The organism is Marinobacter flavimaris (assembly GCF_045057155.1).
GTDB classification, from domain to species: domain Bacteria; phylum Pseudomonadota; class Gammaproteobacteria; order Pseudomonadales; family Oleiphilaceae; genus Marinobacter; species Marinobacter manganoxydans.
In genome coordinates this window covers 4,036,102-4,057,691 of sequence record NZ_CP171359.1, presented here as the reverse complement: position 1 = coordinate 4,057,691, position 21,590 = coordinate 4,036,102, and the positions used below count along the sequence as shown (strand labels likewise).

Genomic DNA, 21,590 nt, shown 5'->3' with positions numbered 1-21,590 from the left:
GTTGAATTCCGATTACTGGTGACCGTGAGCATGGGATTCCTCGTGGCCGTTTTTTTCGGCTGCTGCAGCCCTTTTCAGGAAAAGCTGCCCGGATACCGCGATCACGATCATCGTGACAACCGCCACGCCAATGACAAACGGGTCGGTATTCAGTTTGACCCAGACAAAGCCGCCCAGCACGAGCAAATCCAGACCGATGGCCGTTGCCGGCACCCACGCCCTGGCCTTCACATCGTCGCGCAGGTAGCGAAGCACGCCCCAATGGATGGCAATGTCCATAACCAGGTAGAACACGATACCCAGGGCGGCAATCCGGGAGAGGTCAAAGAAGGCTGTCAGAGCCAGCCCCAGGACCACAGTGTAGACCAGCGTGTGCTTCTGGATGCTGCCCGGCATACCAAAATGACGGTGAGGGACCAGTTTCATTTCAGTCAGCATGGCAAGCATGCGCGAGACAGCAAAAATGCTGGCCAGAATGCCACCGGAGGTGGCCGTCATGGCAATGGCGACCGTGAACCAGAGGCCATAATCCCCCAGCGCCGGACGCGCGGCAGCCGCAAGGGAGTAATCCTGGGTCTTGATGATTTCCGCCAGGGACAGGTTGCTGGCCACGGCAAAACCGACCAGGGTGTAGATCACCACGCAGGCGGCAATGGAAATAATGATGGCGCGACTCACGTTCCGGTTAGGGTTTTGCACCTCGGAGCCGCTGTTGGTGATGGTGGTGAAGCCCTTGAAGGCCAGTATTCCGAGCGCCGTCGCACCCAGGAAATTGCCTGCGGTTCCGGCCTCGCCCGGGCTTGAGAAATCCACCGCCAGGCTGTCGGCAATCCAGACACCCACCAGCCCGAAAACCAGTATACCGCCGATTTTCAGAAACCCGATAAAGGAAGCCACGCCCTGAATCATTCGGTTACCGAGCAGATTGATCAGAAACGCCGCCAGGATCAGCGACACACCCAGAATGGACACCATGCGACCACTTTCATCACCACCGAACAGTTGCATGGTGTAGGAACCGAAAGTACGCGCGAGGAAGCTCTGGGCGATCACCATCGAGAAATACATCAGCAAGGCGTTGAACGCGGTCGGCAGCCGATTGCCATAGGCTTTGTAAAGGTACATGCCAATGCCCCCGGCTGAGGGGTAGGCATCAGAAATCTTGATATAGGAATAAGAGCTGAAGCTGACGATCACCGCAGCCGCCAGAAACGCCAATGGGAAAAGAACACCGGTCATCTGCGCCATCTGCCCGGTAAGTGCAAAGATACCGGCGCCGATCATGACGCCGGTACCGAGCATAACGGTTCCCGCGAGTGTGAGACTGCCTTCCTTATAACGAGTGGTTCTATCTTGCTCCCTGCTCATTTAACCTCCGGTTATTTTCGTTTCATGGGCGGGATCTTTGAACAGCAAAACGGATCATGCTTGGCATTGGCACGAACGTTGTCATCTGTAAATCGATACCACGCCAGCTTCCTTTGAGCCCACCACCCCGCCTTCAACCGGCCACCATGTGCTCCAATCACCTCCAATAACTCGTCGGTAGACCAATGAGTCCCATCGAAGGTAACGTCTAACAGATTATTTGGCTTGCGTTCGGCAAAATCAACACAGGGGTGATGATTGAGTTCGTGAATAAAGTCAGACCATTCACTCTCTTCAAAACCTTCCACGACAAGTTTCCGTCGCAGCAGGAACTGTTCCTGGTTCGATGTTTTATGTGCTTTAGTCATGGCGGGCCCCTCTTCGCCTTATCATTTCCCCTCAATGACAACATGCGGACCTGAACTGCGACTGAAAATCAGTGAAGGTTTTCGATGAAATTGACGTACATCATAAAATAGAGCCAGGGCAACCCCTGGCTCCTTATTCATTCCGATCAGAACGAGATGCGGGCACCGACGACTGCGAACCAGTCTTCTGTGCCACCGCCTTCGGCTTTAGCGAGATCTGCGGTATCACCGTACTTGCGCTCATGCACCACGCCCACGTAAGGCGAGAATGCGCGATCGATCAGGTCATAGCGTAACCGGAGCCCAGTTTCGGTGGAAACCAAGCCTTTGCCCACGCCAATTTCCTCATCCTCGCTGAATGCTACCGTCGCATCCAGGGTTGCAGACAGGATCCAGTAATTGGTGAAAAGCAGCTCGTATTCCGCGTCGATTTCGGCAGACGTATCACCATCCTTGCTGGCATACAGGTTGGCATCGACTTCAAACCATTGTGGGGCAAGCCCAGCGACACCCAGCACGGCATAAGTGCGATCCGGCCCTTCAGGGGTGTCGAAGCGAACACCCGCTTTGGCGTCGAAGAACTTGGAGATGGGGATCTGGCCGACCAACTGGTTTTCCAGTGTTTCGTAGGCCTGTTCCTCTATCTCGTATTCCCCGGTTGTGAGCAGCCGGACTTTGAACTCGTCGGTGCCATAGAAGGCATCCGCATCCCAGACGCCCAGTTCCTCATCATCATCGCTGTATCGGTACTCAAACTCCTCAAATTGAACACCCCAGGCTGTGAGCGGTTGTTTACGAGCGGTGGTATCGGAAATCATTTCCTGAGCTATCACCGTCGTTGAGAAACCAATAGAGGCAAGGAAACTGACTGCGGCAAGTGATCGAATACAGCTCATGCCTCACCTCCATCTTCAGCAACGACGCCTGTCTTGGCCTGCGTGGACTCAGGGCCACCCTCAACAATCACCTTGCGGAACATCCCGGCAGCCGCATGGTAAGAAAGATGGCAATGGAACGCCCATTGGCCTGGCTCGTCAACCTCGGTTTCCATGTACACCGTAGTGCCCGGGTTCACGTTAACGGTGTGTTTGATCGGGTTCCACTGACCTGCGCCAACATCAAGGATGGACCACATACCGTGCAGGTGCATGGGGTGAGTCATCATGGTTTCGTTCACAAACTTGAAACGGACCCGTTCACCATATTTGAGACGAATGGGATCCGCGTCTTCGTATTTAACACCGTTGATACTCCACGTGTAGCGCTCCATATTGCCGGTCAAACGAAGCTCGATCTCCCGAGTCGGTTCGCGGTCTTCGTACAACGGGTCCTGAGCCTTCAGATCAGCATAGGACAGGAACTTGCCACCATTGGCCGCCGTCGGCACAAGGCCACTGCCCTTGGCATAGAAGGGATCGCTGGGACCGCCTTTTCCCATCGCCATGGAACCATGGTCCATGCCGGACATGTCAGAGTGATCCATTCCTTTCATGTTGGAGTGATCCATTCCTTTCATATTCGAATGGTCCATGCTGCCCATGTTTGAGTGGTCCATTCCGGACACACCTTCTGAGCTGCCCATATCCATGTTTCCATGATCCATGCCTGCCATGCTGCCATGGTCCATACCGGGCATACCGCCCATATCCGCCATGGTCAGTCGGGCAGCTTCACGCAGTTGCGGCACGGCCGCTTCCATACCCTCTTCGGGGGCCAGTGTTGCCCTCGCATAACCGGAACGCCCCATGGATTCAGCAAAAATGGTGTAGGCCTGCTCATCTTTCGGACGGACGATCACATCGTAGGTTTCCGCCACACCGATCCGGAACTCGTCCACACTAACCGGCTGAACGTTGTTGCCATCTGCCTGCACAACCGTCATGTCCAGACCGGGGATCCGGATATCAAAGTAAGTCATCGCCGAAGAGTTGATAAAACGCAGCCGAATGCGTTCGCCCGGCTCGAAGATCCCTGTCCAGTTTTGGCTTGGTCCTTTGCCGTTGATCAAGCTCGTAAAGCCATGGATATCCTCAACGTCCGCTTTCATCATCCGCATGCCACCCCAGGCCATACGGTCACTGACGGTGTTCATCAGGCCATTTTTTGACACGTCCGAGAAAAACTCGCCCACAGTTTGCTGCTCACGGTTGTAATAATCCGACATCATTTTCAGGTTGCGCATGATGCGGTCACCGGAATGGGGGTGTTTATCGGTCAGCTGCACCACGTATTCACGATCGTAGCGGAACGGTTCACGGCCCTCGGGCTCAATGACAATGGCGCCATAGGCTCCGTCTGGCTCCTGAAAACCAGAGTGGCTGTGGAACCAATAGGTGCCTGCTTGCTGGATAGGAAATTCATAGGTGAATGTTTCACCCGGCTTGATACCTGGAAAACTGATACCTGGCACACCATCCTGGTCGAAGGGAAGGATCAGTCCGTGCCAGTGGATCGAGGTCATCTCGTCCAGGTTGTTGGTTACGTTGATCCTGACATTTTCACCTTCCTTGAAGCGCATCACCGGTCCCGGAGATGCACCATTGTAGCCGATACCTTCTTTCACGAAATCGCCGGTATCAATTTTAACCCGGTCAACCGTCAGGCCGTATTCACCGGCCATGACCATGGCCGGCATCAGCAGGGTCAAAAGCCCTGTCAAAAGGCGTATCTTCATCTGTTTTATTCCCAACTGCACTTCATTGGAGCTAGGCTGGAAAGCCTTCACCAGCCCTTGCAATCGTGCGGCGCTCAGCACACTGTATTATTCGAAATTTACGTCACCGTACATTCCTGACTGGTAATGGCCCGGCACGTTACAGGCAAATTCGATATTGCCTTTATCAGAGAACTTCCAGACAACTTCCTTGCTCTGCCCGGGTTCCAGTAAGACGCTGTTGGGATCGTCGTGTTTCATGGAATGGCCATTGCCCATATCCATGTTCATCATGTCGTGATTCAGCTTGCCGCCCTGGATCACGCCATGCTCCACCATCGTCATCATTTCCTTCTGATGGGCTTCGTGCATATCCGGGGTGCCGATGTTGAATTCATGGACGAGGTTTCCCTTGTTCTCCACCACGAAGCGAACGGTTTCACCCGGCTTTACACTGATTTCTTCGGGCTCGTAATAGTTGTCGTACATTTCCACGGTGATGGTGCGAGCGACCTCGGAAGCCTTTCCGGGCTCTCCGCTGCTAGCCCCGTGCCCGCCACCGTGGACTCCTGCGGCAAAAGCACCCGCTGACATTGAAAAGGCCACACCCGCTACCAACAACTTTGATACATTCATACCATCTTCTCCTGTGAAATCGTTCAGCAACAATTAATTGTATTTTCAGGACACTTGATCAATGTCCAGAATCGTTACATAAGATCGCTTACCAACCTGAATTCTTACTGAAAATTCAAAAAAATTTATTTAGGCTGAATTCAGGACTACTAAAGACATTACGTTGAATTCACAGTCGCCGCTCAGCAAAAAGGAAAAAAAATGCGTTTACTACTGGTTGAAGACGATCAGATGCTCTCAAACAGCCTTTTGCATCAACTTGAAAAATCGGGGTTCAGCGTGGACCCTGCGTATACGGCAAAAGAAGCAATAACTCTGGGTGAACAGGAAGATTATCGGGTCAGCATCTTGGATCTGGGGCTGCCCGACGGCAACGGTTTAGATGTTTTAAAAAAGTGGCGCGCAAAGAACATTGCCTTTCCCGTACTAATCCTGACAGCGCGAGATGACTGGCATGATAAAGTGGCTGGACTAAAGGCAGGGGCAGACGACTACCTCGCAAAACCTTTCCAGACCGAAGAGTTAATTGCACGGCTGAATGCTATTGTTCGCAGGAGCGAAGGGAGAACACATTCATTGGTTAAGGCAGGCCGCTTTGTGCTGGATGAAAATCGTCAATGCTTGTCGGTGGACGATGGAACTGAACATCCACTTACCGGCACAGAGTTTCGTCTTCTGCGCTGCCTGATGAGTAAGCCGGGCCATGTCTTTTCAAAAGACCAACTGCTAGAGCAGCTTTACAGTCTCGAAGATAGCCCAAGCGCGAACGTTATCGAGGCATATATTCGGAGGCTGCGAAGACTGGTGGGAAATTCCACAATCTCAACCCGACGTGGCCAAGGCTATATGTTCAATGACAACGTTTAAGAAACCTTCCTCTGTAAAAGGCACCCTGCTTGTAATACTGCTGCCCGCAGGTGTTGCCTTGATGGCAATAGCCTGGTTTGCACATGGTGCTCTGCTCGAAAGAATGTCCCGTGAATTTGTCACGGACAGGCTGAAAGAGGAGGTTTCGTTTTTAGAGCATCAGATTCGGGACAGTGACGGAGCCTTCGACGGACTCAAGACGGGCGATTACTTTCAGCGCGTATTCCACCATGCTTTTGTTCAACACTCCGATTCCAGGACCATCATTTCGCCAGAATCATGGAAACCGCTACTATCGCCGCTCATCAAATCGGAAAAAGAGGGCACGATTCGGGTCGAAAATTCTGAAATAGCAGGGGCCCCAACGGACATATTGGCATATCGGAGTTCCTTCATCGCAAACGAAAAACCGTTTGTTGTTATCGTTGCAGAAGACCTCGGCGCATTGAAGAATAGCCAGGCAGAGCTACATGCATGGACGGCAATCGCATCTCTTTTACTTATCTCGCTAATGGTTTGTGCAATCTGGCTCGGCGTCAATTTGTCCATGCATTCTGTCACACGACTCAAGGCGTCACTGAAAAGACTCCAGGATGGGAGCGTCTCGCGTATAGATATGACTGTCCCCGAGGAGTTCCACCCTCTCGTCGAACAGTTGAACCAGCTGCTTGACTCACTTGATCAACGATTGGAGCGCTCGAGGAATGCGCTGGCAAACCTATCCCACAGCGTTAAAACTCCGATTGCGTCTGTCCAACAAATTCTCAGCGACACTTCTACGCCGCTAGATAGCGAGTTAAGGCAGCAAATAGCTGCGCGTCTCGGGGATATTGACAAACAACTTGAAGCTGAAATGCGCCGCAGCCGGTTTGCTGGGCCGCAGGTAGGAAAAAGCTGCTATCCAGTAGAAAAAGCACGGGACCTTCTGTGGATGATGGGAAGACTATACCCGGCAAAATCATTTGAGTTATCAAGTTCTCTCCCAGAGAATAGCCGTTGGCCAATTGTAGAATACGACCTATCTGAAATACTGGGGATCGTGCTGGACAATGCGGGGAAGTGGTCACATAGAGAGGTGGAGCTAATATTGGAACAATGCGGCCCCTCAAAACGAATTGTCGTGACAGACGATGGTCCCGGCGTTGAGGAAGCTGAATTGAGCAAGCTTGGTCAACGAGGATTAAGGCTGGACGAACAGACTCCGGGCCACGGGCTCGGCCTTGCAATCGTTCAAGACATTGTTAGCCGGTATGGCGCAAAGATTGTCTTTTCCAATCGCCCACGAGGTGGATTAAAGGTCACGATTGAATTTTGAATTCACGAAAGTTAACGAGTGGGTTATCGCGCCTGAAAAACTCTGACAACTCTACCCTTAGCAAGAACCAACGCAGTCAAACAAGTACGATTTGCCACACAACCGCACTGGCCTGACGGTGGCAACCATTCAGCGGGACCACATGCTCGATGTCGATCTCACTGCTGTTCTGGATGACTTTGCCTGTGAACGGACTGATTCAGCGGCCCGAAACCACTCTGCAACGACGTTCATCTGCAAGCCGGACCTTGGTCGTGGATTGTGCAATCAATGCCTCAGTACGGCTGTCTTGACAATCTCCATCGGCGTCTTCCCAACCTTGCCCGAACGCAGACCGTTCGTAGCTTTGTAACTTGCCTTTCTGCTCTTGGACCTGTTGAACCGAGGCCAAAGAGACACCATCCGGAAGTTTACCGCCTGAATCCAGGCAGGCATCAACAGAGTCGTAGGGTTGATATTTCTTGATTCGCTCATACCAACTTCCTTGCGGTGGATGGCAAAGGCCGCTGCTCGACTTTTTATATTGGAAGCATGAGCCGGAGCACTGATAAGACCTGCTACCACAAAAACGAAGAGGGGGAGGATTCTTAAAGCGCAAACCATGATGTGTAAAGGCTCTCTCAAGTGTAAACTTACGGAAGGCTGCACACGTATGGTCCCTCGCAGCCTTACACTCCATGGACGATGCTTCACTCCTAGGAAGCGACAACGATTGACCGAAGGTCGGTGTTTCCAGTTTGCAGCCCAAAGAGACTGAGAAGTTTATTGACCATTTTCGATTGCAGCAAGCTGACGTAGGCCTCAGAGTAGAGCAGGCGACGCCTGCTTGGCTGCGTACTATCTTTAACGTGATTTGGACGGGAAAGATCGACTATCCATGGCTATTAGCTTTTATGAAAAAGGGGAGCTGACCTCTGGCTTCCACGGTTGGCGAGTTGTTGCCACCATCCGAGGCAAACGCTATCAGAAGTATTTCTCTCTTAAGAGGCCGAACAACAGAATTACTCAAGAACTCTGGTACCAGTATCAAGAGACCAGGGCCAAGTACTATGAGGCCCGTTACATGGCCCGCTCCGCAGCACTTCAATATCTGGATTTCATTGGAAAAGACCATCCCTCAACCCTCCCCTGTCGCGGTGTTGGCTTCCAGGGCATCACGCTTGGCATCGGAAGCGGGAAAAGTGCTGCACAGGAAACCTGCTATTTCTCCGTAAACAAACGAGGAGCTGCTAACAAATTCTACATAGATGAGCGGGCATCTCTATCTCAGGCCTGGGAGCATGCCGTAAAACATTGGGGAGAAGTGTTCAATATCCGACCCAAAGACATAGCTAAAAAGCTCGAACAGGTTCCCAGTCCTGATCAGTTCAAATCGCTTCGAAAACAACTGAACAATCACGAGGGCTGCGACTATCAAGCCAGCGTCCTCCATCATGTTTACGCCGAACAACGTAGCCAGCTGGAAAAACATAAGGCTAAGGCAACCACCAGAGGAACGCTCAACGAGGATGATCTTCTGGCAATGTACGCGAACCTAGAGCGCCAGGTGTCAGAGTTTCGGAATTAGATCTATTCAGTGTCTTGGCCGAAGGACCGGCCCAGCGCGTCCGGTTTAGACGAAAAAACCCTGACCATTGGCTGTCGTCCTTCCACGACGCCAACAATTCTGTCATGTCCGATGAAAGCCCCTACCATGTAGACACCGGGGCCAAGCCGTTTGTAGGGCTTAAGAATCATCGTTCGCCAAGCTTCGATATCCAATAGAACCGACTTTAACTCTAGAACTAATCGTAGAATCCTGCGGTCCGCCACGCCGAGCCAATGAGAAAGCTCAATATTATCTTCTGTAACGATGCCGACGGTTTCCATTGACGCAAACGCTTGAAGGGTGGCGTAGTCATATTGTGTCGGCGACGAAACTCCGTCCTCAGCTCGCTAATCCCGTTCACGTGGATTTCCAACTAGTAAGGTCAGAAGGCAAATACCGTAACCTTTCCAAAGGCAATGCGGACAGTAACCGATGCTCATTGAGAGTGATGGAACACCTCTGACCCAAAACTGAATATTCGAACATTATTCTGATAATCCTGATTGACTAGGTCAAGATTGGGTCGATCAAAGGGTGCGAATTGTCACAAGCGGGGGTGGTGCCAAGTCTCTCCTTGGCGCGTCACACCACTGGGCAGGTGTCGCGTTTGCCTAGCATCCGTGCCGGCGTTGAGTCCCAGTCGTCCTGACCAGCTGACTCGGCCCCAACCCTATCATTGTCAATGCAGGATTCGTGTGAGATATATCTTAAAGCTGCGTAGGATCCTGAATTGGGCGTGGCGGCGACTGTCCGACCAGGGATGAGGAGGATTAACAATCAACCTGTTTCGCAAGGTAGGCTCTACCGACCTTCTTTGCATATCGAGTCTAATCTACCGACATATGCCTGAAGTCGTTAATTGAGAAAGACTCAGAAACAAGTTTAAACAATGAATCAGCCAACTGGTCATGCCGCTATAGCGTGGTCGGAAATTGACACAACAAATTATCCTGTGGTCGCAAAGCGAACATTCGAAGTAGCGCCCAGAGCACCAACTTTCAGCCGTAAAAGGTCACGGATCGTAGAGACTAAAAGCCAGCTACTGGGCCGTTTTCACAAACGTCAGCCTATCAAACTCGCCAGACACTAAGCGTCTGTTAAACAGAAGTATTTGAAGGCTTCTCGATCACTCTACCTTCAGATTTTGCTGGTATTGCAGCATTTGCTCCATCATCAGCTGCATTTGATCCATGCGCTCCTGCATCATCTGAATTTGTTGTTCGGTAGTCGGACCATCACCATTTTTTGGTTGGCTGCCATTCATCATATGCTGGCCCCCCATCATGCCCCGTTGGCCCCGCATCATGCCGGGGCCCATCATACCGTGATGCATAAAACCCATTTGCTCTTGCATCGCCTCTCTGTGTTCTCGCATCAATTGTTGCCGTTCTTGCGGTGAAGCTTCATCAGGAATGCGTTGCATCAGCTGGTTCATGTGGGACCAGTTCTGGTGCATCTGCTGCATTTGCTCCTGATCCATCATCATGCCAGGACCATGCCCTTGCCATGAGCCTTGATCACCATGCGCTAGCACGAATGCAGGAAAAACCAACAACGCAGCGGTTGCTGTAAGTCTTTTAAATGAAATCATAAAGTTTACCCCCGAAAAAAATTAGATGCCCACACCATCGCACTTATCATTGTAGATCTTTATCCAGACAAACGCCGATTTTGACGACTACTAGAGTAGATTAGTCATTGACCCTGTAGTAGCTACAGGGTTTTAAATGACATCATTTGCACGAGAACCGGAGCCGAGAAAATGAGCAAACCCTGCAATGGGCAGTGTGGCAGTGAAGACTCTGTCGTAGATGACAAGTTTCAGGGACGCGCCACCGCCGAAACAGGTAGCCAGCTAAGCACCTACAGAATACCAAAAATGGATTGTCCCTCGGAAGAGCGAATGATTCGAATGGCACTGACTGGCGTTGAAAACATTCAGTCGCTGTCATTCGATTTATCGGGTCGTACGTTGGAAATTATCCACCATGGAGAAACCGGTCCTATTACCAGCAAACTGGAAAACCTGGGCCTGGGCGCTTCCTTGCAGAGGACAGAAGACGCCAGCGCTGAATCCGTCAGAGCGGCTGAATCTTCTAAGGCCAACGAAAGCGAAGAGTCCGGCACTTTATGGATACTGCTGGCAATCAACGCACTGATGTTTCTGGTCGAGATGACGATGGGCCTGATCGCCCAGTCCGCTGGCCTGATTGCAGACTCGCTAGACATGCTTGCCGATGCCGCCGTCTACGGTCTCGCGCTTTACGCCGTTGGGCACGGCATCAAAATGCAGGTCAGAGCGGCGCATGTGGCTGGCATACTCCAGCTTATCCTTGCCGCTGGGGTACTGGTTGAAGTTGGCAGGCGCTTTCTGTTTGGCAGTGATCCCCAGTCGTCAATGATGATGGCCGTCGCATCTGTGGCCCTTATTGCCAACATCAGTTGCCTGCTCCTGATCGCCAAACACCGTGACGGCGGTGCTCACATGAAAGCCAGCTGGATATTTTCGGCCAATGATGTGGTTATCAATCTGGGAGTTATCCTTGCAGCCCTTCTTGTTGCCTGGACCGGCTCCAACTACCCGGATCTGGTTATTGGCGGTATTGTGGGAGGCATTGTACTCATTGGTGCCAAGCGCATCCTTGCGCTAAAAGGATAATTCGATGTCTGAAGACCGTTCTCGCTTTTTTACGCTCACTTTTCTCGGCTTTTCGGCACTTATAGCTCTGGCCGACCAACTTATTAAATGGCTCGTCCAGCAATCCATGGCTTACGGACAATCGGTTGAGATCACCCCTTTCTTTAATTGGGTGCACGTATGGAATAAAGGCGCTGCCTTCAGTCTCTTTGCCGATGGCGGTGGCTGGCAGCGATATTTTTTTATTGCGATAGCCATTGTCGTCTCGGCTGTTCTGGTCAAATTGATTCGGGACAGCCATAAGCGAACCGAAGCACTAGCCTATTCGATGGTACTTGGCGGTGCATTTGGAAATGTCATCGACCGAGTTTTTCGAGGCTATGTTGTCGATTACCTGGATTTTCATTGGCAATCCCGGCACTGGCCGGCGTTCAACCTTGCCGACGTGTTCATCGTCCTGAGCGTGGCCATGATTTTGGTCACGGGCTTCACAGCCGAGAAAGGTGCCGGGAATAACATGGAAAATCGCCAGAATGGCTAGTTTTCGCGCGGTCGCAACACTCGCTAAGCCCTCTGAGCCAGGCTTAGCGAGTGTTGCGACTACGTTTAATTGAACAGCAACGACCAAGGAGAAAACAATGGGCCACGAGCATGCTCACATGTCACCGGATACTAAGGATAAGAGAGTTGCAGTAGCTATCTGGGCGAACGGTATCCTAACCTTGGCTCAGATCGCTGGAGGGATCTTCGCTGGCAGCTTGGCGCTGATAGCCGACGCTATACACAACTTTTCGGATATGGCGTCACTATTTATCGCATTTGCGGCGCGGAAGATTGCACGCCGCCCGGCCGACTCGAAGATGACCTTTGGCTACGGGAGAATTGAGGTTGTTGCGGCACTCATAAATTACACCACTTTGATAATGATCGGGGCATATTTGATCTACGAAGGTGGCATGCGATTCATAGATCCCCCGGAAATCAAGGGGTGGTGGGTAGTTTGGCTTGGCATTATCGCATTGGTAGTGGATGGTTTGACCGCGCTGCTTACTTACTCCATGCAAAAGGACAGCGTCAACATCCGTGCGCTGTTTCTACACAACTTGTCTGATGCGTTTGCGTCAATTGCAGTCGTTGTAGGCGGCGCCCTGATTCTCCTGTACGACATGCGTTGGGTTGATCCCGCGATCACAATTGGTATCGCAAGCTATATTCTCTACCTGGGTCTAACGGAAATCGGCGGAACCATCCGGACACTCATGCTGGGTAGTCCATTGGATATCGACACAGATTCTGTCATCGAGGCTTTATCAAACGTAGAAGGCGTTTTAGACCTTCACCACGTACATTTCTGGCAGATGGGTGAGCATGATGCCTCCCTCGACGCCCATGTGGTGGTCGAAATAAGTGCCTGGAATGAACTTGAAAAAGTCAAGGGTGGGATAAAACGAACTTTGGAAAACGAGTTCGGCATCACTCATTCAACATTGGAGTTTGAACATCCTGATCACAGTCACAAAGATGCCCATACTTATGGCCATGGCTAGCAGGGCTGCTGAAAAGGGTACCGTGTGGCAGATATGCTGCGAATGGCCGACATTCCACTCGGTTACGAGCACGCCATGCGAGACGTAATTGAACGCCACCAGGTCTGGGCCTACCTCATCGCTGTTGTTTTCGGACTGTCTGTGGATTGGACATCGTCCCTCGGTGACAGTGTGCCGGATTACTTAATCTGGGGGTTGCTCGGAGTTCTGCTCTACGCCACATTTACTCAAACACCGTTGACCCACCTGTCTGATATGTTCCGGGACCGTCGGTTCATGGGTGCCTTGCTCACCGGAAATTTTCTGGTCATGCCGGCGATCACTGCCTTGCTGATATTGGCGCTGCCGGACAATGACGCGCTGAAGTTGGGAGTGCTTCTGGTATTGCTGATGCCCTGTACCGACTGGTTTGTCACCTTCACTCACCTAGGCAAGGGGGACAGCACCCGAGCCATTGCGGCAACACCGGTTCTGCTGATTGCTCAACTGGGTCTTCTTCCACTTTACCTCTGGCTTTTCATGGGTAATCAGTTCGACGTGAATCTTGAGCTTGGGCGGCACCTCCTGCCGGCCTTTGGCGGGCTGATTATTGTCCCGCTTATCCTGGCATTTCTGACTGAAAAATGGGCCGAAAACTCCAGAAAAGCCATCGGGTTCATTCGCTTCATGGGTCTGATGCCGGTCCCTCTGCTGACAGTCGTACTGTTCATCATCTCAATGACACAGGTCAGCCAGATCGACAGTACCGGCTCACTTATCTGGCCCTTGATGATTCTGTTTCCGGCCTATCTTCTAGCTGCGGCTCTGGTTGGAAAGGCTCTGCGCCGGGTCTTTCGATTACCGGTAGAAACCGGTCGCACCGTCATCTTCAGCCTAGGAACACGCAACTCCTTCGTGGTTTTACCTTTGGCACTGTCAATGCCAGAGGCCTGGGCTATGGCCGTCGTGGTGATTGTCGTCCAGTCTTTGTTGGAACTGTTTGGAATGATGCTTTATCTGCGGTGGGTGCCTAGTCGGCTGCTACCGGACACCTGAATAATCTGAAACCCGTAAACTCATTTAAAATAGGAAGATCTCCCGTGCAAACCCGAACCCTGGTCATCAGTCTCCTTCTTTTTTGTCTGGTTGTCTTTGCTGGTGCTTTTGTTATTTACGATCGCTCCCAGGGCACTAATGAACCCGCCGTTGTTGAAAAAACGCCACTGGTGAGGGATTACTCTCCCGTTATTGGCCCTGAGGACGCGCCGGTAACCATTGTCGAGTTCTTCGACCCATCCTGCGAAGGTTGTCGCGCCATGCATCCCTATGTGAAACAGATTCAGGCTGCCTACCCGGACAACGTGCGTCTGGTACTGCGCTACGTATTGTTTCACAAAGGCTCGGAAGAGGCCGTCAGAATTCTGGAAACCGCCCGTGAACAGGGAATCTATGAACCGGTGCTTGACGCTGTTATGGAAGCACAGCCGAAATGGCACGATGATCCAAAGGTCACCGCAGCATGGGATGCGGCGGCGTCAGCCGGGCTTGACGTAGAAGCCGCCCGGGCCGGTATGAACTCACCCGAGATTGACGGCATTATTCAACAGGATGCTGCGGACGTTAAGGCGGTTGGAATTTCCGGAACCCCAACATTCTACGTTAACGGAGACATCTTGAGCCGCCTGGGGCCTCAGGAACTGTACGACCTGGTGACATCCAAGGTAGAGTCACTGGAATAACAACAAAACCGGCAACGCTATGTCACTGCTTGACTACCTTCTACCCTACGATTTCTCGCCGCTGACCGTGCTGAGCTACATGCTCGTGATGGGGTTCTATGGCGTCGGGCTAATTCGGATGCCGGATCAGGATCGGCCTGGCTCGCTACGGATTTTTGCGTTCACCCTGGGGGTGCTGATCTGTTATGCGGTGATGCAGACGCGCTTCGATTACTACGCGCAATACATGTTCTTCGTCCATCGGGGCCAGCATCTGATTCTTCATCACATCGGGCCTATCCTTATCGCCCTGTCCAACCCTTTACCGGTCATGCGGTTCTGGTTTGAAAAAATCCGCCCGGGCTGGAGGCGCGCGCTACGGCCTCTGGGTTGGGTTTATCAGGTTCTGCAACAGCCCTTTATCGCCCTTTTCCTATTTGTTGGGCTCATTTATTTCTGGCTGTGGCCATCGATCCATTTCGACGCCATGCTCAGCCGGGAGCTGTACTGGGTCATGAACTGGAGCATGTTGCTGGATGGTCTTCTCTTCTGGTGGTTGATCTTTGACCCAAGACCGCCGGCGATCACCTCATCGTTGGGGTATGGCAGACGCATGTTGGTTCTGGCTGCCGCGGGTGTGCTTCAGATGTTTCTTGGGGCGTGGATCGTGTTCTCACGTGACATGGTCTATGACGTTTACGAAGTCTGTGGCAGGGCCTGGCCGCTGGATCCAGAAGTCGACCAGCTTCTGGGCGGCATGCTGACCTATATTCCTCCGGCCATGATGAGCATTCTTGGCATTCTTCTGATGCTCCGGCGAGCCATGCATCAGGACGGAAAATATACCAACCAATCCAAACAACTTGAGGAAACAGCGTCATGAGAACTCGCTTCTGGCGACAGCGCACCAACATCATATCGGCGACCTTAACGCTGATAGCATCCCTATTGCTGACTGGTTGCTTTGGCAATGACGAGGAAGACTGGAACGGTAAAAACATCAGTGGCTTGATGCCTGAGCTGGAATTCGACCTGATCAATAGCCAGGGCAAGTCTGTATCTGGCGATGATTACAGTGGCCGCGTGAGAATGCTGTTTTTCGGGTTCACCTCGTGCCCCGATGTTTGCCCGACCGCCCTGCAAAAACTCAATCAGGTAACCAGTGGCCTGGACCCCGAGCTTCAGGATGAAGTACTCACTTTGTTCGTGAGTGTCGATCCGAAACGTGACACGCCCGAGCGCCTCGCAAAATACGTGGATTTCTTCGGTGACAATATTGTAGGGCTCACTGGAAAAGAACCCCAGCTTCGTGAACTGGCAAAACGATATAGGACAACCTTCGGTTATGACGAACCTGACGCTGATGGAAATTATGCGGTGTCACACAGCAGCGCGATTTATGTATTTGATCGCGAAGGTAACCCTCGCCTTTTAATGCGGCCCGATTTGAGCGGGGAAGAAATTCGGCATGACCTCGCTGCTCTTATTCAGGAGGATGCCTGAGTTAACGAAGCTTGCCATTGGAAAGTAATGCTTAGCTGCTGCGGAATACGGCAGCAGCCCGTGACTCAAGATTTGATTGTCGGATGCTTATGTTCATCTTTTGCCGGGCTTCACATATCCAGTTTTTTTGGCCTTTGGAAAGCTGGGGGCAGGTCAATCGGGGTAAACATCGGCTTAGCCCATTATCGCTAACTCTATACCGGAATTAGTTGGCACCTGAAAGTTGCTCCATCAACCATGATGAATCAAAGGCCAATGACGAGCTTGGAACCTTCGGGGGGGAGAAGGAAGGCCTGACTCGAATGTTCGCTTTTGTTTATAAGCTGACAATCAGATATCGCAGCCCTCCGCCTTTTCGAGAATCATGTCAGCAGCCTTTTCGGCAATGGCAATCGTAGGCGCGTTGGTATTGCCGCTAATCAGCCGTGGCATGATGGACGCGTCCACCACACGGAGGCCTTCGAGTCCGTGCACCCTGAGTTGTGGGTCCACGACCGCCATCCTGTCAGTTCCCATTTTGCAGGTGCCCACCGGGTGGTATACCAGGCCCACCTTTTCCTTCACCTTTTCGATGATCTGCTCATCGGACTGGCGATCTGCACCCGGGTGGAGTTCCTCACCCCGATAATCGTCAAAGGCCTTCGCCGCGAGAATCCGGCGGGCCTGGCGGATACCATCGACCATGGCTTTGCAGTCATCGGGATCGGCAAAGAAGTTGTAGTCGATTTCCGGCGCCGCAAACGGATCGGCCGACGTTATGGTTACGTTGCCTGAGCTCTTCGGCCGCAGCACACAGACATGCACTGAATAACCGGGGTTGGACATGAGTTTCAGGTCCCGACCGCTATCATCAAACAGCAGCGGCAGCATGTGGAGCTGAACATCCGGGCGATTAACGCTGTCACTGGATTTGATAAAACCGCCAGCCTCGGTGATGGATTTAGCGAGCTTGCCCCGTTTACTGAGGAAGTATCGGATGGTATCCGGGAGCATTTTCAGCAGGCCACCGAACGAGGCAGTGAAGCCACTGTTCTTCCTGCTTGAGACCAGGACGCAGGCGTCCACATGCTCCTGAAGATTCTTACCCACTCCCGGTAATTCGTGCAGGCACCGAATACCCAGGTTTTCCAGGATGTCGCGGTCTCCGATGCCGGAAAGCTGAAGCAACTGGGGCGAGTTGATCGCTCCACCGCTTAGAATGATTTCCCGGTTTGCCCGCAACACCCGATCTCTGCCCTTGTGGCGGAGCTCTACCGCAACAGACCGTTTGCCCTCGAACACCACTTTTTTCGCCTGTGCGTCGGTGAATACAGTCAGGTTCTGGCGAGTCATGGCCGGCTTCAAATAGGCGTCGGCGGCACCGAATCGACGGCCATTCTTGATGTTCAGGTGGAAATAGCCCACGCCTTCCTGGTTGGCGCCGTTAAAATCGCTGTTGCAGGGAAAACCGGCCTGCCGTGCCGCATCTACGAAAGCTTCGGACATCGGGTACTCCGCTGTTTCCGGTGCACTGATGTGAAGGTTGCCACCTTTGCCGTGATAAGGGGTTCCGGAAAGCGTCTCGTGGTGTTCCGATTTTATGAAGTAAGGCAACATCTCCCGATAGCCCCAGCCTTCATTACCGAGTGCCTCCCACTCGTCGTAGTCCTCTTTCTGACCGCGCACGTAGAGCATGCCGTTTATTGACGAACTACCACCAAGCCCTTTTCCCCTGGGGGTAAACAAGGGCTCACCATCTCGCAGTTTCTGGTCGGGCCTGGCGTTGAATGCCCAGTTGTACTTCTTGAGAAACATGTGGGCGGCAAAGGCGCCCGGCGTCCGGATCGTGAACGAATCCCCACCCGGCCCCGCCTCCAGTATGCAGACCGAGTATCTGCCATCGGCTGAAAGCCGATCCGCCAGTACGCTACCGGCAGAGCCGGCACCGACCACGATGTAATCAAAATTCTCGTTCACGGTTTTTCCCCCACCGGTTCAATGATGGAGAAGTTTGCTGGTGGTTTTTCCAGCATTTGCAGCAGGCCAAAGAAGGCATCCACTGCCCCCTCGACCTGGATCTCGCCAGACTCCACCGCCTCCGGGAAGCTGGTTTTTTGAAGAAGGATATTATCCAGTACCGCTCGGTGCATACTCACACTGGCGTGGGCACGCTCGTCCAGCTCCCCCGACCGATGGGTCAGCGTGGCGTTCTGAAGGTTCAGCCGATAATCCTCACCCTGGTCGGTAATAGACCAGTTGATCACCAGATGCTCTCCGGCGGCTTTTTCCGGGTCAATCCTTACTGCCATCGAATCAAAAAACATACTGATTTGCAGTGCCTGCATCAGGTCTGGCTGCAGCCCCACATGTTTCGGCGTGATTAGGCCGTGGCGCAATTCGTGCGCACCAACGAGGTAGGCGCTACGCCAGGTGCCCGCCTCGGCCTGGTAACCAAGCTGCTCCAGAGCGTCCGCGCCCAGTTCGCGCGCTTCACGGTTTTCAGGGTTGGCATACACGAGATCTCGCATCACTGATGCAACCCAGCGATAGTCGCCGTCCGCAAAATCTTCGCGGGCCTTTCGGAGCACTTCTGCCTCACCGCCCATGTAGTCGATGGTGCGTCTCGATTCTTCACGAGGTGGCAAAGGGTTAAGGTTGGCGGGATTGGCGTCATACCAACCCATGTAGCGCTGATATACACCGCGGGCATTGTGGCTGACGGTTCCGTAATAACCGCGCGCTGACCATTCCTGGTTCAGGCTTTCAGGTAACTGCAGGTTTTCAGCAATATCGCCTGGCAACATGCCACGGTTCATCATACGAACCGTCTGATCATGGATATACTTGTACAGGTCCCTTTGAACTTCCAGAAAATGCGTGATGTCTTCCGGGTTCCAGATCGGCCAGTGATGCTGGGCCACCAGAATGTCCGTGCGATCAGCGAAGCGAACCAGTACCTTGTCGATAAACCTGGACCAGGAACTGGCGTCGCGAATGGCGGCTCCGCGGATGGTGTAGATGTTATGCAGGTGCTGACTTGTGATCTCGGCGGTGTTGAGCACACGGAACTGAGGGAAATACATCATCATCTCAGATTCGGCTTCGGTGCCGTGCGCCATCTGGAAGTCAATCTCGATACCATCGATGGTCAGGTTGGCGTTGTCAGGCACGGTATCGGTGGGAGCAATAAGGCTGAGCCCACCGCTACCCAGTGCCTTGCCAAGCCCGGTGTCGACATGACCTCTCACGCCCGGAGTCAAACCAGCGCCGAACTGGTAGGTGGCGCGACGGGTCATGGCGTTGCCGGCAATCACATTCTCTGCAATTGCATGCTCCATAAACCCCTCTGGAGCATAGATCCGGACCTTCCCGGCTCGAACATCCTCCTCATTAACGACACCCTTCACACCCCCGAAATGATCCGCATGGTTGTGTGTGTAAAGCACTGCCACCACGGGCTTTCTGCTTCGATGCTGGTAATAGAGTTCCAGACCGGCGCGCGCCGTCGCGGGAGTCAGAAGGGGGTCGATGATGATCAGGCCGCTGTCACCCTCAATGATGGTCATATTGGACAGATCCATGTTGCGGACCTGGTACATGCCTTCGACCACTTCGAACAGCCCATGGATCGCATTCAGTTGCGCCATGCGCCACAGGCTTGGATTGACTGAATCCGGAGCGGCATCGGCCTGCAGGAAGGCGTAGGGCGCCATGTCCCAGGCCACGTGACCTTCATTATCCAGCACCCTGCCATCAGGCAACGCACCCAAGAAGCCACGGCGAGCGTCCTCAAACGAACGGGTATCGGAAAACGGCAGCTCATTCAGTACCGCCTGGTTTAACTGTGCCGTCACGTCCGTTGCCGGCTTGGAGGTTTCGGCCTGAGCGATCATCGGGAACAGTAAACCGGCACCGAACGCTGTCAGCATGGCCTTCTTGAATAGGGGTAGCATGCGGAATCTCCTCTTTTTGGCGGCACCTGGGTTTTGTTGGTTTCGAATCGTGCGCCACGTAACTGCAGTTTGAAGCGAGGTGTTCCGTTCATCCAATGCAATGTTTCTTGACTTAATATGCGCAAAACGCATAGATATAGTGCCATGGACACACGACACATCCGGCATTTCATGGCGTTAGTTGAGTGCGGCAGTTTTGCCCGCGCCTCGGAAGTCGTGCACCTGTCTCAACCGGCTTTAAGTCGCAGCATCCAGGAACTGGAGCGCCAACTCGGGGCCAGACTGTTCGATCGGGGGCGCTTCGGGGTGGTTTTGACCGCGCACGGGCGAGCCGCTCTACCCCACGTCCGGGGCCTGCTGGCAGCGGCAGAATCTTTAAGACAGGAAGTCGAGGCCATCGACGAGCTTGAGACAGGCGAATTGAATATCGGAACCGGCCCCTACCCGGCGCTGGCACTGATGGATAAGGTCTGTGCCCGGTTTGTGGATCAGTATCCGGGAATCCGCCTCAACATTCGGACAGATAACTGGCAGGATTTACGCCTTGCGCTGTTGGACCATGAGATAGAGCTCTTTGTGGCCGATACCGGCGAGTTGTCTGGCGATCCCGATCTGGAAATAACCCACTTGCCGCAGCCCGAAGTTGTTGTGTTTTGTCGTCATGATCACCCGTTGGCTCAGGCGACGGGGGTGGTATGGGGAGATTTACTCGATTATCCAATAGCCATGACACGTGTTCCTGAAGATATGGAACGGAATATTCAGGCCATGAGCGCGCAACAAGGGGGGCTGAAACGAAGAATCGAGTGCGACAATATTGCCATGCTTGCGGCCATTGTTACTGGCAGCAAGGCCATCAGTATCGCACCCAGACCTATAGTGGCCGATTTGCTTGATAGCGGAAAGGTGACAACCGTTTCTGTATCCGGGATTGAGACTCTTCGGACCCGCTATGGTGTCTTGCAGCGTTGCGGGAGGCCGCTTTCACCGGCGGCAGCCAAGTTCCATTCCATGGTTCTGGAATTCGCAAAACTGAAATGAACCAGGAACATGGCATTTAAGGCGCATTCCAGAAAGCCAGGTTTGTGAAGCAGGGGCCAACATGATTCAGACCGGACCGTGATCAATGGCGGAAAGGGCCTCGTTCACCTGGAACACTTTGCCGTTGACCTTCGGCACACCGAATTCTTTCAGCCGGGCCGTATGCTTGTTCAGATAGGCCCTTGCACTGCTCTCATCTTCGAAGAGATAGATACCGCCCGCCTCGCAGGAGTCGGGATTTTCTGTCCAAATCTTCCAGAGAAACCCCGGCTCCCTGGCAATAGACTCGGCAAGCTCGGCCATCGCACTCGCCATCTCATCGCCAAACGGGCCGTCGTAAGGAAAATCCAACTGTAGCAGGGTTCTCATCGTTCACGTCCTCCTGAGTTCATCAATGCATCATAGCCCTAACCCACACTAGTGCAGGCAGGCGTCAT

20 protein-coding genes are annotated in these 21,590 nt (G+C 52.9%); 11 read left to right on the top strand and 9 right to left on the bottom strand.

All coding sequences use genetic code 11. The features are described from left to right. Positions 1–12 precede the first annotated feature (12 nt). From ACGK9W_RS18945 to ACGK9W_RS18925, 5 genes are all read right to left on the bottom strand, one after another. Positions 13–1,368 (bottom strand): APC family permease, encoded by a 1,356-nt coding sequence (locus ACGK9W_RS18945; RefSeq protein WP_081467483.1) that lies wholly within the window; start codon positions 1,366–1,368, stop codon positions 13–15. 11 nt (positions 1,369–1,379) lie between these two features. Beyond that, positions 1,380–1,736, bottom strand: coding sequence for a hypothetical protein (locus ACGK9W_RS18940; RefSeq protein WP_008169428.1), 357 nt, complete (start codon positions 1,734–1,736; stop codon positions 1,380–1,382). A gap of 146 nt (positions 1,737–1,882) precedes the next feature. Then, positions 1,883–2,632, bottom strand: coding sequence for a copper resistance protein B (locus ACGK9W_RS18935; protein WP_008169426.1), 750 nt, complete (start codon positions 2,630–2,632; stop codon positions 1,883–1,885). Continuing rightward, positions 2,629–4,410, bottom strand: a complete 1,782-nt coding sequence (locus ACGK9W_RS18930; protein WP_405418135.1) for a copper resistance system multicopper oxidase — start codon at positions 4,408–4,410, stop codon at positions 2,629–2,631. The genes ACGK9W_RS18935 and ACGK9W_RS18930 overlap by 4 nt, the downstream gene beginning before the upstream one ends. Before the next feature lie 87 nt (positions 4,411–4,497). Continuing rightward, a complete protein-coding gene (locus ACGK9W_RS18925; RefSeq protein ID WP_405418133.1) occupies positions 4,498–5,025 on the bottom strand; it encodes a cupredoxin domain-containing protein in 528 nt (175 codons plus the stop codon). A 201-nt stretch (positions 5,026–5,226) separates the two neighbouring features. Here ACGK9W_RS18925 and ACGK9W_RS18920 point away from each other — a divergent pair, with 201 nt between their 5' ends. The 3 genes from ACGK9W_RS18920 to ACGK9W_RS18910 all read left to right on the top strand — a co-directional run bounded on the left by ACGK9W_RS18920 (position 5,227) and on the right by ACGK9W_RS18910 (position 8,774). Beyond that, positions 5,227–5,892 (top strand): response regulator transcription factor, encoded by a 666-nt coding sequence (locus ACGK9W_RS18920; RefSeq protein ID WP_053113967.1) that lies wholly within the window; start codon positions 5,227–5,229, stop codon positions 5,890–5,892. Further along, on the top strand, positions 5,879–7,207 hold the full coding sequence (locus tag ACGK9W_RS18915; protein WP_405418130.1) for an ATP-binding protein: 1,329 nt from the start codon (positions 5,879–5,881) through the stop codon (positions 7,205–7,207). Before ACGK9W_RS18920 ends, ACGK9W_RS18915 begins: the two co-directional genes overlap by 14 nt. 877 nt (positions 7,208–8,084) lie before the next feature. Beyond that, a complete protein-coding gene (locus ACGK9W_RS18910; protein WP_053113969.1) occupies positions 8,085–8,774 on the top strand; it encodes a hypothetical protein in 690 nt (229 codons plus the stop codon). Positions 8,775–9,921: 1,147 nt separating this feature from the next. Here ACGK9W_RS18910 and ACGK9W_RS18905 read toward each other — a convergent pair. Continuing rightward, complete coding sequence (locus ACGK9W_RS18905) at positions 9,922–10,386, bottom strand: hypothetical protein (RefSeq protein ID WP_008169412.1); 465 nt, start codon at positions 10,384–10,386, stop codon at positions 9,922–9,924. Between the two features lie 171 nt (positions 10,387–10,557). Here ACGK9W_RS18905 and ACGK9W_RS18900 point away from each other — a divergent pair, with 171 nt between their 5' ends. The 7 genes from ACGK9W_RS18900 (at position 10,558) to ACGK9W_RS18870 (ending at position 16,180) form a co-directional block, all read left to right on the top strand. Then, positions 10,558–11,454 carry a cation transporter gene (locus ACGK9W_RS18900; protein WP_039881754.1) on the top strand — a complete coding sequence of 299 codons (897 nt, stop codon included), beginning with the start codon at positions 10,558–10,560 and terminating at the stop codon, positions 11,452–11,454. A gap of 4 nt (positions 11,455–11,458) precedes the next feature. Then, a complete protein-coding gene (gene lspA / locus ACGK9W_RS18895; RefSeq protein WP_405418124.1) occupies positions 11,459–11,974 on the top strand; it encodes a signal peptidase II in 516 nt (171 codons plus the stop codon). Positions 11,975–12,071: 97 nt separating this feature from the next. Then, positions 12,072–12,980 (top strand): cation diffusion facilitator family transporter, encoded by a 909-nt coding sequence (locus ACGK9W_RS18890; protein ID WP_008169406.1) that lies wholly within the window; start codon positions 12,072–12,074, stop codon positions 12,978–12,980. 33 nt (positions 12,981–13,013) lie between these two features. Next, positions 13,014–14,015 carry an arsenic resistance protein gene (locus ACGK9W_RS18885; RefSeq protein ID WP_405421105.1) on the top strand — a complete coding sequence of 334 codons (1,002 nt, stop codon included), beginning with the start codon at positions 13,014–13,016 and terminating at the stop codon, positions 14,013–14,015. Positions 14,016–14,059: 44 nt separating this feature from the next. Beyond that, positions 14,060–14,698, top strand: a complete 639-nt coding sequence (locus ACGK9W_RS18880; RefSeq protein WP_011786689.1) for a thioredoxin domain-containing protein — start codon at positions 14,060–14,062, stop codon at positions 14,696–14,698. 19 nt (positions 14,699–14,717) lie between these two features. Next, positions 14,718–15,560 carry a cytochrome c oxidase assembly protein gene (locus tag ACGK9W_RS18875; protein ID WP_144779533.1) on the top strand — a complete coding sequence of 281 codons (843 nt, stop codon included), beginning with the start codon at positions 14,718–14,720 and terminating at the stop codon, positions 15,558–15,560. Beyond that, on the top strand, positions 15,557–16,180 hold the full coding sequence (locus ACGK9W_RS18870; protein ID WP_023010649.1) for an SCO family protein: 624 nt from the start codon (positions 15,557–15,559) through the stop codon (positions 16,178–16,180). Before ACGK9W_RS18875 ends, ACGK9W_RS18870 begins: the two co-directional genes overlap by 4 nt. Before the next feature lie 330 nt (positions 16,181–16,510). Here ACGK9W_RS18870 and ACGK9W_RS18865 read toward each other — a convergent pair whose 3' ends face one another. Together ACGK9W_RS18865 and ACGK9W_RS18860 are read right to left on the bottom strand one after the other, a co-directional pair. Beyond that, entirely contained in the window at positions 16,511–18,136 is a 1,626-nt protein-coding gene (locus ACGK9W_RS18865; RefSeq protein WP_273073015.1) for a GMC family oxidoreductase, read from the bottom strand. Next, positions 18,133–20,112 (bottom strand): alkyl/aryl-sulfatase, encoded by a 1,980-nt coding sequence (locus tag ACGK9W_RS18860; RefSeq protein ID WP_273073016.1) that lies wholly within the window; start codon positions 20,110–20,112, stop codon positions 18,133–18,135. The genes ACGK9W_RS18865 and ACGK9W_RS18860 overlap by 4 nt, the downstream gene beginning before the upstream one ends. 144 nt (positions 20,113–20,256) lie before the next feature. Here ACGK9W_RS18860 and ACGK9W_RS18855 point away from each other — a divergent pair, with 144 nt between their 5' ends. Further along, positions 20,257–21,153, top strand: coding sequence for a LysR family transcriptional regulator (locus ACGK9W_RS18855; RefSeq protein WP_008177359.1), 897 nt, complete (start codon positions 20,257–20,259; stop codon positions 21,151–21,153). A gap of 66 nt (positions 21,154–21,219) precedes the next feature. Here ACGK9W_RS18855 and ACGK9W_RS18850 read toward each other — a convergent pair whose 3' ends face one another. Further along, a complete protein-coding gene (locus ACGK9W_RS18850; protein ID WP_008177357.1) occupies positions 21,220–21,522 on the bottom strand; it encodes a monooxygenase in 303 nt (100 codons plus the stop codon). Positions 21,523–21,590 lie beyond the last annotated feature (68 nt).